10 protein-coding genes and 1 pseudogene are annotated in these 13259 nt (G+C 66.7%); 8 read left to right on the top strand and 3 right to left on the bottom strand.

Translation table 11 applies throughout. From position 1 onward, the window contains the following. Positions 1–197: 197 nt before the first annotated feature. The 3 genes from sdhA to sdhC are packed head-to-tail and all read right to left on the bottom strand — an operon-like array spanning position 198 to position 2872. Positions 198–2018, bottom strand: a complete 1821-nt coding sequence (sdhA, locus tag Q8O26_RS16370) for a succinate dehydrogenase flavoprotein subunit (protein ID WP_305577488.1) — start codon at positions 2016–2018, stop codon at positions 198–200. A 35-nt stretch (positions 2019–2053) separates the two neighbouring features. Then, complete coding sequence (gene sdhD, locus Q8O26_RS16365; protein ID WP_305577486.1) at positions 2054–2449, bottom strand: succinate dehydrogenase, hydrophobic membrane anchor protein; 396 nt, start codon at positions 2447–2449, stop codon at positions 2054–2056. Positions 2450–2464: 15 nt separating this feature from the next. Further along, a complete protein-coding gene (gene sdhC / locus Q8O26_RS16360; RefSeq protein WP_305577484.1) occupies positions 2465–2872 on the bottom strand; it encodes a succinate dehydrogenase, cytochrome b556 subunit in 408 nt (135 codons plus the stop codon). A gap of 199 nt (positions 2873–3071) precedes the next feature. Here sdhC and zapE point away from each other — a divergent pair, with 199 nt between their 5' ends. The 8 genes and pseudogenes from zapE to Q8O26_RS16320 all read left to right on the top strand — a co-directional run. Then, positions 3072–4247, top strand: a complete 1176-nt coding sequence (gene zapE / locus Q8O26_RS16355; protein ID WP_305577482.1) for a cell division protein ZapE — start codon at positions 3072–3074, stop codon at positions 4245–4247. 38 nt (positions 4248–4285) lie between these two features. Beyond that, positions 4286–5011: a DUF1003 domain-containing protein gene (locus tag Q8O26_RS16350; RefSeq protein WP_305577480.1), complete on the top strand. Its 726-nt coding sequence runs from the start codon at positions 4286–4288 to the stop codon at positions 5009–5011. Beyond that, positions 4995–5630 (top strand): TetR/AcrR family transcriptional regulator, encoded by a 636-nt coding sequence (locus Q8O26_RS16345; protein WP_305577478.1) that lies wholly within the window; start codon positions 4995–4997, stop codon positions 5628–5630. Before Q8O26_RS16350 ends, Q8O26_RS16345 begins: the two co-directional genes overlap by 17 nt. A gap of 336 nt (positions 5631–5966) precedes the next feature. Then, positions 5967–6932 (top strand): malate dehydrogenase, encoded by a 966-nt coding sequence (mdh, locus tag Q8O26_RS16340; RefSeq protein WP_305577476.1) that lies wholly within the window; start codon positions 5967–5969, stop codon positions 6930–6932. 102 nt (positions 6933–7034) lie between these two features. Continuing rightward, positions 7035–8225: pseudogene (gene sucC / locus Q8O26_RS16335) on the top strand (ADP-forming succinate--CoA ligase subunit beta); the annotation flags it as partial. Positions 8226–8721: 496 nt separating this feature from the next. After that, the gene (sucD, locus tag Q8O26_RS16330; RefSeq protein WP_305577474.1) at positions 8722–9609 is read left to right on the top strand and encodes a succinate--CoA ligase subunit alpha; all 888 of its coding nucleotides are present in this window, start codon (positions 8722–8724) and stop codon (positions 9607–9609) included. Positions 9610–9739: 130 nt separating this feature from the next. Next, positions 9740–12700, top strand: coding sequence for a 2-oxoglutarate dehydrogenase E1 component (locus tag Q8O26_RS16325; protein WP_305577472.1), 2961 nt, complete (start codon positions 9740–9742; stop codon positions 12698–12700). Between the two features lie 72 nt (positions 12701–12772). Continuing rightward, positions 12773–13259 (top strand): biotin/lipoyl-containing protein (locus Q8O26_RS16320; RefSeq protein WP_305577470.1); only part of this gene is annotated, 487 nt, incomplete at its 3' end.

Genomic DNA, 13259 nt, shown 5'->3' with positions numbered 1-13259 from the left:
GCGACGTCCACCCTCCAGCGGCAGGCCATGCGGCCGGGGCCGGCAGGCATGGTCCTGTCTAGCAACAGCCGGCGGGAAGGCAAACCGGCCGCCGCGGCAATCCGCGCGCACGAGGCGTCCGAGGCGGTTCAGGCGAAGGAGCACCCGGGCCGCAGCGGCGGCCGGAACCCGAGGGTGCCGGCGCGCCTGTACCATTGTCAGTACACGCGGGCCTTGGGCTCGATGTACTGAATCTCGTTGGTCATGGTGTAGGTGTGGACCGGACGGTCATCGAGCGTCACGGTGCGCGACGCCGTATCGGCGAAGGCAAGCGTGTGCTTCATCCACTCCTTGTCGTTGCGGTCGGGGAAATCCTCGCGCGCATGGGCGCCGCGGCTTTCCTGCCGGTTCGCAGCCGATTCCATCGTCACGACGGCCTGGGCGATCAGGTTGTCGAATTCCAGCGTCTCGATGAGGTCGGAGTTCCAGATCAGCGACCGGTCGGTCGTCTTGATGTCGAGCGCGCCGCGCCAGACGTCGCCGATGAGCTTGCAGCCCTCTTCCAGGATCTCGCCGGTGCGGAACACGGCGCAGTTCGACTGCATGACACGCTGCATCCCGTTGCGCAGTTCCGACGTCGCGGTCGAACCGGAGGCATGACGGAAGGCGTCGAGGCGCGACAGGGCGAGGTCCGAGGCGTTCGCCGGCAGGTCCTCGTGCTTCTCGCCGGGGGTGACCGTCTCGGCGGCACGCAGGCCGGCGGCACGGCCGAAGACCACCAGGTCGATCAGCGAGTTGGAGCCCAGGCGGTTGGCACCATGCACGGAGACGCAGGCCGCCTCGCCGATTGCCATCAGGCCGGGGACGATGGAATCGGCGTTCCCGTTCTTCTTGGTCAGCACCTCGCCGTGATAGTTCGTCGGGATGCCGCCCATATTGTAGTGCACCGTCGGGATGACCGGGATCGGCTCCTTGGTGACGTCGACGCCGGCGAAGATCTTGGCGCTCTCGGAGATGCCCGGCAGGCGCTCGTGGAGGATCTTCGGGTCGAGGTGGTCGAGGTGCAGGTAGATGTGGTCCTTGTTCTTGCCGACGCCGCGGCCCTCGCGGATCTCGACGGTCATCGAGCGTGAGACGACGTCACGCGATGCGAGGTCCTTGGCCGAGGGGGCATAGCGCTCCATGAAGCGCTCGCCCTCGGAATTGGTGAGATAGCCGCCCTCGCCGCGCGAGCCCTCGGTGATGAGGCAGCCCGAGCCGTAGATGCCGGTCGGGTGGAACTGCACGAACTCCATGTCCTGCAGCGGCAGGCCGGCGCGCAGCACCATGGCGTTGCCGTCACCGGTGCAGGTATGGGCCGACGTCGCCGAGAAATAGGCGCGGCCGTAGCCGCCGGTGGCGAGGATGGTCTGGCGGCCGCGGAAGCGGTGGATCGTGCCGTCGTCCATCTTCAGCGCGACGACGCCGAGGCAGCGGCCGCTCTCGCTCATGATGAGATCGATGGCGAAATACTCGATGAAGAACTCGGCGTTGTTCTTCAGCGCCTGGCCGTAGAGCGTGTGCAGCATGGCGTGGCCGGTTCGGTCAGCGGCGGCGCAGGTGCGCTGCGCCGTGCCCTTGCCGAAATGGGTGGTCATGCCGCCGAAGGGACGCTGGTAGATCTTGCCGCTTTCGGTGCGCGAGAAGGGCACGCCCCAGTGCTCGAGCTCATAGACGGCTGCCGGCGCGTTGCGCACGAGATATTCGATCGCGTCCTGGTCGCCGAGCCAGTCGGAGCCCTTGACGGTGTCGTACATGTGCCACTGCCACTGGTCCTCGCCCATATTGCCGAGCGAGGCGGCGACGCCGCCCTGGGCCGCGACGGTGTGCGACCGCGTCGGGAACACCTTGGAGATGCAGGCGGTCTTGAGACCCGCCTGGGCGCAGCCCACGACGGCGCGCAGGCCGGCGCCGCCAGCCCCCACGATGACCACGTCGTAGGTGTGGTCGGTGATGTCGTAGGCACGACCGTTGGCGGCAGGTGAGGCGGCTTCAGCCATGGGGCGAGCTCCCGGTATGACAGACAGTTCGGAGGTTATACGCCGAAGGAGAGTTTCAGGATCGCAAAGACGCAGCCCATTCCGACGGCGACCGAGAAAAAGGTGTTGGCGAGCAGCAGGACGACCTTGCTGCCCTCGGCCGGCACATAGTCCTCGATGATCATCTGCATGCCGAGGCGCATGTGCCAGGTGGCCGAGACGACGAAGAGAATCAGCGGAATGGCGACCAGCGGCGAGCCGAGCGTCGCCTTGACGGCGGCATAGTTGGAGCCCGCCGTCGTGATGATGAGCCCGATGACGAAGAGCGACAGCGGCACGTTGGCGACCGCCGTGACCCGCTGCATCCAGAAATGCTCGGTGCCTGAACGTGCCGAGCCGAGGCCGCGGACACGGCCGAGCGGGGTGCGCATGGAGGACTTGGAGTGCGACATGGTTCCCGGCCTTCCTCAGAATCCGCCGCGGACGGCATAGGCGACGATCCAGGTGAGGACCGCCAGCACGATGGATCCGATCAGATTGGCTCGGACCAGCCATTCGCGCTCGCCCGGCCCGAAGCCGCGGCCGGTATCCCAGATGAAGTGACGGATGCCGCCGAGCATGTGGTGATAGAGCGCCCAGGTGTAACCGAACAGGACGAGGCGGCCGATGATGGACCCGGCGAACCACTGGAACGTCGCGTAGGCGGTTGGACCGGAGGCGGCGGCGATCAGCCACCAGGCCATCAGGAGCGTGCCGAAAAACAGCGCTGCGCCGGTGATGCGATGGACGATCGACATCATCATCGTCAGCATCGGGCGGTAAATCTGGAGGTGCGGCGAAAGCGGGCGCTCGCTCACGGGCTTTGAATCGGCCATCTGGGGCATTCCTCAAGTCCGGCTCGGGCGCATGCTGCGGTGCCACCGGAAATCATGGGCCTGTTTACGGGAGCCGGCGCGCCGACGCAACGAGTCTGGAATGAGACAAAGGAGGGACGAAACGCTGACCTGCGCATGGTGCGCCTCTGCCGTGCGCGACTTGCCGAGGTCAGGCCCGCCCTTTATTGCCTGACCTCGCATGCCAAACACGCTCTCCCGCTATCAGGCGCTGGTCGATGCCGGCGAGATGTCTTTCGATGCCGCCCAGGCTGCGGTGGCGGGTAGGCTGTCGGCGCTCAATGCGCGGCTTTCCGACTACCGGCTGACGCGCCGCAAGTCCTCCGCCCTCGCCTGGCTGTTCTCGCGCGGCCAGAAGCCGGAGCCGGTGCGCGGCCTCTACATCTGGGGCGATGTCGGCCGCGGCAAGACCATGCTGATGGACCTGTTCATGGAAGGCAGCCCCGTCAGGCGCAAGCGCCGGGCACATTTCCACGAGTTCATGGCCGACGTCCACGAACGCATCCACCTCTACCGGCAGAAGCTGAAGGCCGGTCAGGTCAAGGGCGACGACCCTATCGGCCCCGTTGCGGCGGAACTCGCCGAAGAGGCCTGGCTGCTGTGCTTCGACGAATTCTCGGTGACGGACATCGCCGACGCGATGATCCTCGGGCGGCTCTTCACCCGGCTGTTCGAGGAGGGCGTGGTGATCGTCGCCACCTCCAACGTGGTGCCGGACCTGCTCTACCGCGACGGCCTCAACCGGGCGCTGTTCCTGCCGTTCCTCGCACTGCTGCAGGAGCGGATGGACGTGCTGAAGCTGGAATCGCGCACCGATTTCCGGCTGGAAAAGCTGTCGGGACAGCCTATCTGGACGACGCCGCTCGGCGCTGCGTCGGATCAGGCGATGGATCAGGCCTGGTCGCGCCTCACCGGCGGGGTCGAGGGTGAGCCGACGGCGCTGCAGGTGAAGGGGCGGCGCGTGCCGGTGGCGCGGCAGGCGCACGGCGTCGCCCGGTTCAGCTTCGCCGAACTGTGCGAGACGCCGCTCGGCGCCTCCGACTATCTGGCCATAGCCCATGCCTTCCACACCGTGCTCCTCGACCGGATCCCGGTGATGAAGGGGCTGGAACGGCGCAACGAGGCCAAGCGGTTCATCACCCTGATCGACGCGCTCTACGACAATCAGGTCAAGCTGGTGGCGAGCGCCGGCGACGAGCCCCAGCGGCTGTACCTGTCGGACAGCGGCACCGAGGAGTTCGAGTTCCATCGCACCGCATCCCGCCTCATCGAGATGCGCTCCGACGATTATCTCGCCCTGCCGCACGAGCGGCGGAACGAGCGCGCCGGCGATACCGGTGGTATCGTCGAGACGTGACGCGGCACCGACCGACCGCCAAGCGGATGGACAGCGATATGGCATCAGGAACTGTCCCGGAAGACGGCCCACCCCTCGTCTGCGCGCTGACGGGCAGGCCCATCCCGCCCGGCCATGAGATCCGCCTTTCGGCGATCCGCCCCGGCGTCGCCGACATCATCCGCCGGGAGGCCCCCGCGATCGGACCGAGCGACGTCATCGACCGCGCGGTCGTCGCGGACTATCGCGGCCGCTACGTCGAGGAGTTGCTGAAGGCCGAGCGCGGCGAGATCACCGGGCTCGAACGCGATGTCGTCGACAGTCTGCGCAGCCAGGAGATCATGGCGGCCAATGTCGAGGACCAGATCGAGCAGGCGCGCACGACCGGCGAGAGGCTCGCCGACAAAGTGGCCCAGTTCGGCGGATCCTGGCCGTTCATCATGGCCTTCTTCGCGCTTCTGGCCGTCTGGATGACGGCGAATACGGCGAGCGCCATGCAGTCGTTCGACCCCTATCCCTTCATCCTCCTGAACCTGATCCTGTCCTGCATCGCCGCCATCCAGGCGCCGATCATCATGATGAGCCAGAGGCGGCAGGAGGCGAAGGACCGGCGCAGGTCGGAGAACGACTATCGCATCAACCTGAAGGCGGAGCTGGAAATCCGGCACCTGCACGAGAAGATCGACCATCTGCTCAATCGCCAGTGGGAGCGGTTTGCGGAAATCCAGGCCATGCAGATCGAACTCCTCCAGGATCTGAGGGCGTCGCATGGCGAGGCGTCCTGACCGGATCGGCGCGATCGCGCCGCCGACCGAGGACCGTGTCCAGACACGGCTGGTGGCGATCGCCGCCGACCATATCCGCCGCTTCGGTCCCGAACGCGTGACGGTGGTCGCGGTCGCGCGCGAGGCGGGGATGAGCCACGCCAACGTCTACCGCTTCTTCGCATCGAAGGCCGGGCTCATCGAGGCGGTCGTCGTCGCCTGGGCGCGGACCGTGGAACTGCAGCTCGGCGACATCGCCAATGCGCCCGATCCGGCCGACGACAAGCTGGAACGCTTCCTCGCCGCCTGGGCCAAGGCGCAGCGCGAGGGGCTGGACCGCGATCCGCCGATCTATGCGACCTTCGCCACTCTGTGGACGGCCCGCCGGGACACGATCATGGCACACCGCGCGCGGCTGCGCGCCTTCCTCGCCTCCATCGTCGACGAAGGCCTCGAACCGGGGCCGTTCCGGGTGAAGGACGAGGAGCGGGCCGTCTCCTTCGTCGCCGACGCCATGCAGCGCTTCATCCACCCGGTACTGGTGATGGAAATGCGGGACCTGTCGCGGCAACAGATCGAGCAGCGGCTGGCGGCGATGACGCGGACGATCGTGCGCACGCTCGTCAGCGGCGGGGTGTGATCCTCCGCATCCGCGATGTGACAATTTACATATTTTGAAATTTGTTTTCGCGTCAAACACGCGATTCTGCGGAACTTTCGCGGCCGGAAGCGCTTCGGCGGTCGATTCCGGCGACGGCGGGGCTTCGGCCACCGGATACCGGATATCCCGCCATACCCTTGGAAATCAACAGAAATTTCTCCCGCTGCGGCCGCCCGGCGCCGACACGTGCGCGACTCGGCTTTTTCCGGTAAATCAGTCCGAGGTACAGCTTGAAAGCCACCGGATTTTCTGGATTAGAAAGAGCCGCAGGCGGTCCGATCCGCTCCCGCAACACTTTCAGCGAAAGACCCTTCCATGGCGCGCAAGAAACTCGCGATGATCGGCTCCGGCCAGATCGGCGGCACCCTGGCTCTCCTGGCCGGCATCAAGGAGCTCGGCGACATCGTGATGTTCGACATCGCGGAAGGCACCGCCAAGGGCAAGGCTCTCGACATCGCGCAGGCCTCGGCGGTCGAGGGCTTCGACGCCAAGATGAGCGGCGCCGGCTCCTATGAGGCCATCGAGGGCGCCGATGTCTGCATCGTCACCGCCGGCGTGCCGCGCAAGCCCGGCATGAGTCGCGACGACCTGCTCGGCATCAACCTGAAGGTGATGGAGCAGGTGGGCGCGGGCATCAAGAAATACGCCCCCAACGCCTTCGTCGTCTGCATCACCAATCCGCTCGACGCCATGGTCTGGGCGCTGCAGAAGTTCTCCGGTCTGCCGCCGGAAAAGGTGGTCGGCATGGCCGGCGTGCTCGACTCCTCGCGCTTCGAGCTCTTCCTCGCCGAGGCGACCGGCGTCTCCATCGAGGACATTCATGCCTGGACGCTCGGCGGCCACGGCGACGACATGGTGCCGATGGTGCGCCACTCGACGGTCGGCGGTGTGCCGCTGAACCAGCTCGTCAAGTCCGGCTGGCTGACCCAGGAGAAGCTGGACGCCATCGTCGAGCGCACCCGCAAGGGCGGCGGCGAGATCGTCGGCCTGCTCGGCAACGGCTCGGCCTTCTATGCGCCGGCCGCTTCCGCCATCGCCATGGCCGAGAGCTACCTGAAGGACAAGAAGCGCGTCCTGCCCTCGGCGGCCTACCTGACCGGCCAGTACGGCGTGAAGGACATGTATGTCGGCGTTCCCGTGCTGATCGGTGCCGCCGGCGTCGAGAAGATCCTGGAGTTCGAACTCGACAAGGGCGAGCAGGAGATGTTCGCCAAGTCCGTCGCCTCGGTGAAGGGCCTCGTCGACGCCTGCAAGACCATCGCCCCCGAACTCGCGAAGTAAGTGCGTCGCGTGGCGTGAGCCCATCGGCGGACGCACCAGCGCCCGCCGCAGCAGCCCAAATACCTGAGCGAGCGGCCTCGACCGCCTAACAGAGGGTCTCAGATGAACATCCACGAATATCAGGCGAAAGCCTTGCTGAAGGAGTTCGGCGCGCCCGTCTCGGAAGGCGTCGCCATCTTCAAGGCGTCCGAGGCGAAGGCCGCCGCCAAGAAGCTCGGCGGTCCGCTCTGGGTGGTGAAGTCGCAGATCCATGCCGGCGGCCGCGGCAAGGGCAAGTTCCAGGAGAAGGCGGCGGGCGAGAAGGGCGGCGTCCGCCTGGCCAAGTCGATCGATGAGGTCGAGGCCTTCGCCAAGCAGATGCTCGGCAACACGCTGGTCACGATCCAGACGGGCCCGGCCGGCAAGCAGGTCAACCGCCTCTACATCGAGGACGGCTCGGACATCGAGAAGGAGTTCTACCTGTCGATGCTGGTCGACCGCCAGACCGGCCGCGTCGCCTTCGTCGTCTCGACCGAGGGCGGCATGGACATCGAGGCGGTCGCCCACGACACGCCCGAGAAGATCCTGACCTTCTCCGTCGATCCGGCCACCGGGTACATGGCCCATCACGGCCGCACCATCGCCAAGGCACTGGGCCTGTCCGGCGATCTCGCCAAGCAGGTCGAGAAGGTCGCCGGCATCCTCTACAAGGCCTTCGTCGCGAAGGATATGGAGATGCTCGAGGTCAATCCCCTGATCGTCACCAAGCAAGGCGAGATCAAGGTTCTCGACGCCAAGGTGTCGTTCGATTCGAACTCGCTCTACCGCCAGCCCGACGTCGTCGCCCTGCGCGACCTCACGGAAGAGGATGCGAAGGAAATCGAGGCCTCGAAGTTCGACCTCGCCTATATCGCCCTCGACGGCACGATCGGCTGCATGGTCAATGGCGCCGGCCTCGCCATGGCGACCCTCGACATCATCCAGCTCTACGGCGAGAGCCCGGCCAACTTCCTCGACGTCGGCGGCGGCGCCTCGGAGGAGAAGGTCACCGCAGCCTTCAAGATCATCACCGCCGACCCGAAGGTGAAGGGCATCCTGGTCAACATCTTCGGCGGCATCATGAAGTGCGACGTCATCGCCCGCGGCGTGCTCGCCGCGGTGAAGGCCGTCGGCCTCCAGGTGCCCCTGGTCGTGCGCCTCGAGGGCACGAATGTCGAGGAAGGCAAGAAGATTATCCGCGAGTCCGGCCTCAACGTGATCCCCGCCGACGATCTCGACGACGCCGCGCAGAAGATCGTCAATGCCGTGAAGGGCGGCGGCAAGGCTCCTGCCAAGGCTCCCAAGAAGGCGGACGCCAAGAAGGCCGAGGCGAAGCCCGCCGCCAAGGCATCGGGCGCGAAGACGTCATCGAAAGCTCCGGCCGCGAAGGCCCCGGCCGCGAAGGCCCCTGCGGCCAAGGCGGCAGCGGTGAAGGCCGCCGCGGCTCCCGCAAAGGCTGCTTCGGCAAAGGCTCCTGCAAAGGCTGCGGCCAAGTCTTCCGCCAAGGGCAAGTCTTCCGCCAAGGGCAAGGCTCCCGCCAAGGGCAAGAAGTGACACCCGGTCGGCGCGCGGTGCTCGATGCCTGCGCGCCGGTCGATCCATACGGTTCCGGGATCCTTTTTCGTCCGGATGCGGACGCAGAAGAACAACCGCAAAGACCGGCGACAGCGGGCCGGCAGGACCTCGCCCGCTTCACCGGATCGTCATTCGCGGTCCCTCGGCTGCACATTCTCATCGCGCGCGGCCGAACCGGCTCGCACAGGAGCTATGAATGTCCATTCTGATCACCAAGAAGACCAAGGTCATCACCCAGGGCTTCACCGGCAAGAACGGCACCTTCCATTCCGAGCAGGCGCTCGCCTATGGAACCAAGGTCGTCGGCGGTACCTCGCCCGGCAAGGGCGGCTCGACCCATCTCGGCCTGCCGGTCTTCGACACGGTGGCCGAGGCGCGTGAAGCGACCGGGGCCGACGCCTCCGTCGTCTACGTGCCGCCGCCGGGCGCGGCCGACGCGATCTGCGAGGCCATCGACGCAGAGATCCCGCTGATCATCTGCATCACCGAGGGCATCCCGGTGCAGGACATGATCCGCGTCAAGCGCTCGCTCGTCGGCTCGAAGTCGCGGCTCATCGGCCCGAACTGCCCCGGCGTCGTCACCGCCGGCGAATCGAAGATCGGCATCATGCCGGCCAACATCTTCCGCAAGGGCTCGGTCGGCATCGTCTCGCGCTCGGGCACGCTGACCTATGAAGCGGTGTTCCAGACGTCCAGCGAAGGCCTCGGCCAGACGACGGCCGTCGGCATCGGCGGCGATCCGGTCAAGGGCACCGAGTTCATCGACATGCTGGAGATGTTCCTCGCGGACCCGAAGACCGAGTCGATCGTCATGATCGGCGAGATCGGCGGCTCCGCCGAGGAGGACGCCGCCCAGTTCATCCGGGACGAGGCCAAGCGCGGCCGCAAGAAGCCGATGGTCGGCTTCATCGCCGGCCGCACCGCCCCTCCCGGCCGCCGCATGGGCCATGCCGGCGCCATTATCTCCGGCGGCAAGGGCGGCGCCGAGGACAAGATCGCGGCCATGGAGGCGGCGGGCATCCGCGTGTCGCCCTCCCCGGCCCGCCTCGGCAAGACCCTGGTCGACGTGCTGAAGAAGCGCTGAGGCCGATCAAATCTGGAAATCGGCCCGGTGCGGGCCGATTTCCGCCATCGACGCGGCGCCTGTTGAGGGCCCGTACGACAGCGCGGATACCGGATTGCCGCGGGCGATCCCGAAGCTGCAGGAAACGACCATGGCACGCCAAGACGAGACCATTGCGCTCACGTCCTTCCTCTACGGCGGAAATGCCGCCTACATCGAGGATCTCTACGCCAAGTACGAGGCCGATCCCGCCTCGGTCGATGCGCAATGGCAGGCCTTCTTCTCCTCGCTCGGCGATGACCGCAAGGATGTGGTCAAGAACGCCGAAGGCCCGTCCTGGTCGAAGCCGAACTGGCCGATCGCCGCCAATGGCGAGCTCATCTCTGCCATGGACGGCAATTGGGCGCAGGTCGAGAAGGCGATCGGCGACAAGCTGAAGGCGAAGGCCGCCGACAAGGGACGCAACGCCGAGATCACCGCCGAACAGGTGCAGCAGGCGACGCGCGACAGCGTCCGCGCCCTGATGCTCATCCGCGCCTACCGCATGCGCGGCCACCTGCACGCCAATCTCGACCCGATCGGCCTCGACCCGCCGAAGACCCACGAGGAGCTCGATCCCCGGTCCTACGGCTTCACCGAGGCCGATTACGACCGCAAGATCTTCATCGACAAGGTTCTGGGGCTGGAATTCGCCACCATCCGCGAGATGGTGGGCCTGCTCGAGCGCACCTATTGCCAGACACTCGGCGTCGAGTTCATGCACATCACCGACCCGGCGCAGAAGGCCTGGCTGCAGGAGCGCATCGAGGGTCCGGACAAGGAAATCGCCTTCACCAAGGAGGGCAAGCGCGCCATCCTGCAGAAGCTGGTCGAGGCGGAAGGCTTCGAGAAGTTCCTCGACGTCCGCTACACCGGCACCAAGCGCTTCGGCCTCGACGGCGGCGAGAGCATGATCCCGGCGCTGGAGCAGATCATCAAGCGCGGCGGCCAGCTCGGCGTGCGCGAGATCGTGCTCGGCATGGCCCATCGCGGCCGCCTCAACACGCTCACCCAGGTGATGGGCAAGCCGCACCGCGCCCTGTTCCACGAGTTCAAGGGCGGCTCCTTCGCCCCCGACGACGTCGAGGGCTCCGGCGACGTGAAGTACCATCTCGGCGCCTCGTCGGACCGCGAGTTCGACGGCAACAAGGTGCATCTGTCGCTGACGCCGAACCCCTCGCATCTGGAGATCGTCAATCCGGTGGTGCTCGGCAAGGTACGCGCCAAGCAGGACCAGCACGGCTGCCCGCCGGAGGACCGCACGGCCGTGCTGCCGCTGCTGATCCACGGCGACGCCGCCTTCGCCGGCCAGGGTGTCGTGGCCGAGTGCTTCGGCCTGTCGGGGTTGAAGGGTCACCGCACCGGCGGGTCGATCCACTTCATCATCAACAACCAGATCGGCTTCACCACCTATCCGCGCTATTCGCGCTCCTCGCCCTATCCCTCGGATGTGGCGAAGATGGTCGAGGCGCCGATCTTCCACGTCAACGGCGACGATCCCGAGGCCGTGGTCTTCGCCGCCAAGGTCGCCACCGAGTTCCGGCAGAAGTTCCAGAAGCCGGTGGTGATCGACATGTGGTGCTACCGCCGCTTCGGCCACAACGAGGGTGACGAGCCGGCCTTCACCCAGCCGCTGATGTACAAGAAGATCCGCGGGCTGAGGACGACCCTGGACGGCTATTCCAAGAAGCTGATCGCCGAGGGCATCGTCACCGAGGGTGAGGTCGACAAGATGAAGGCCGACTGGCGCACCCGTCTCGACGCCGAGATGGAAGCCGGCCAGTCCTACAAGCCGAACAAGGCCGACTGGCTCGACGGCAAGTGGGCCGGCCTGTCGGGCGGCGCCTCTTCCGACGACGATCCGCGCCGCGGCGCCTCCGGTGTGGAGCGCGACAGGCTGGTGCGGATCGGCGAGGCGATCACCAAGGTGCCGGAGGGTTTCACCGCGCACCGGACCATCCAGCGGTTCATGGACAACCGCCGCAAGATGATCGACACCGGCGAAGGCATCGACTGGGCGACCGCCGAGGCGCTCGCCTTCGGCACGCTTGTCGACGAGGGTCACCGCGTGCGCCTGTCCGGACAGGATTGCGAGCGCGGCACCTTCTCCCAGCGCCATTCGGTGCTGATCGACCAGGAGACCGAGGCACGCTACACGCCGCTCAACAATATCGAGGGCTCGAAGGGGCGCTACGAGGTCATCAACTCGATGCTCTCGGAAGAGGCGGTGCTCGGCTACGAATATGGCTATTCCCTCGCCGAGCCCAATGCGCTGACCACATGGGAAGGTCAGTTCGGCGACTTCGCCAACGGTGCGCAGGTGGTGTTCGACCAGTTCATCTCCTCGGCCGAACGCAAGTGGCTGCGCCTGTCCGGCCTCGTATGCCTGCTGCCGCACGGCTATGAGGGCCAGGGTCCGGAACATTCCTCGGCCCGCCTGGAGCGCTTCCTCCAGATGTGCGCCGAGGACAACATGCAGGTCGCGAACGTCTCGACGCCGGCGAACTACTTCCACATCCTGCGCCGGCAGCTGAAGCGCGAGATCCGCAAGCCGCTGATCCTGATGACGCCGAAGTCGCTGCTCCGCCACAAGCGGGCGGTGTCGCGGCTGGACGAACTGATCACCGACACCTCGTTCCACCGCGTGCTGTGGGACGATGCCCAGAGCCTGTCCGGTCAGGAGATCAAGCTGGTCGACGACAAGAAGATCCGGCGTGTCGTGCTGTGCTCGGGCAAGGTCTATTACGACCTCTACGAGGACCGCATCAAGCGCGGCATCGACGACGTCTATCTGATGCGTGTCGAGCAGCTCTATCCCTTCCCGCTGAAGGCACTGGCGGGCGAGATCGGGCGGTTCAAGAACGCCGAGGTGATCTGGTGCCAGGAGGAGCCCAAGAACATGGGGTCCTGGTCCTTCGTCGAGCCCTATCTGGAATGGGTGCTCGGCACCGCCGGTTCCAAGTCGAAGCGCGCCCGCTATGTCGGCCGTCCCGCCTCAGCCGCCACCGCGACGGGCCTCCTGTCCCGCCACAACGCCCAGCTCCAGGCCTTCCTCGACGAGGCCTTCGCCTGATCCGGTCCGGCCCCCCGGGGCCGGACGTTCCGCCATCCACGACCTGAGAGAGGCCCGCGAGGGACTGAACACATGGCCACCGAAATCCGCGTTCCGACGCTCGGCGAATCCGTCACCGAGGCCACCGTCGCCAAGTGGTTCAAGAAGCCCGGCGAAGCGGTGAAGCAGGACGAGCCGCTGGTCGAGCTGGAGACCGACAAGGTGACGCTCGAGGTCAATGCGCCGGCCTCCGGCACGCTGTCGGAGATCGTTGCCGAGTCCGGCACCACCGTCGGCGTCGCCGCCCTGCTCGGCCAGATCGCCGAGGGTGCTGCGGCCGCCGCCGCTGCTCCCGCCAAGGCCGCCGAGGCGCCGAAGGCCGCGCCGGCCCCTGCTCCCGCACCCGCCAAGGCGGCCTCCGCCGACAATGGCCCGGCTGTCGCGCGCATCGCCGCCGAGACCGCCCGCGCCGGGGGCAATGACGAGATGCGGGCTCACGGCGCCCTGGTGGCTCCGGCCAACGCCAAGGCCGCCAGCGAGCAGCTGGTCCGCCCGCAGGTGTTTCGCGGGGTGGCTCAAT

The sequence above is a fragment of the Phreatobacter sp. genome (assembly GCF_030691135.1).
Lineage (GTDB): Bacteria > Pseudomonadota > Alphaproteobacteria > Rhizobiales > Phreatobacteraceae > Phreatobacter.
Note: the sequence above shows the minus strand (reverse complement) of the source record. Positions and strands in the feature narration are given on the sequence as shown.

Excerpts from the sequence above, each read along its gene's own strand:
- sdhC (WP_305577484.1), bottom strand. The coding sequence starts at position 2,872 with ATGGCCGATTCAAAGCCCGTGAGCGAGCGCCCGCTTTCGCCGCACCTC.
- sdhD (WP_305577486.1), bottom strand. The coding sequence starts at position 2,449 with ATGTCGCACTCCAAGTCCTCCATGCGCACCCCGCTCGGCCGTGTCCGC.
- mdh (WP_305577476.1), top strand. The coding sequence starts at position 5,967 with ATGGCGCGCAAGAAACTCGCGATGATCGGCTCCGGCCAGATCGGCGGC.
- sucD (WP_305577474.1), top strand. The coding sequence starts at position 8,722 with ATGTCCATTCTGATCACCAAGAAGACCAAGGTCATCACCCAGGGCTTC.
- Q8O26_RS16345 (WP_305577478.1), top strand. The coding sequence starts at position 4,995 with ATGGCGAGGCGTCCTGACCGGATCGGCGCGATCGCGCCGCCGACCGAG.
- Q8O26_RS16325 (WP_305577472.1), top strand. The coding sequence starts at position 9,740 with ATGGCACGCCAAGACGAGACCATTGCGCTCACGTCCTTCCTCTACGGC.
- zapE (WP_305577482.1), top strand. The coding sequence starts at position 3,072 with ATGCCAAACACGCTCTCCCGCTATCAGGCGCTGGTCGATGCCGGCGAG.
- sdhA (WP_305577488.1), bottom strand. The coding sequence starts at position 2,018 with ATGGCTGAAGCCGCCTCACCTGCCGCCAACGGTCGTGCCTACGACATC.
- Q8O26_RS16350 (WP_305577480.1), top strand. The coding sequence starts at position 4,286 with ATGGCATCAGGAACTGTCCCGGAAGACGGCCCACCCCTCGTCTGCGCG.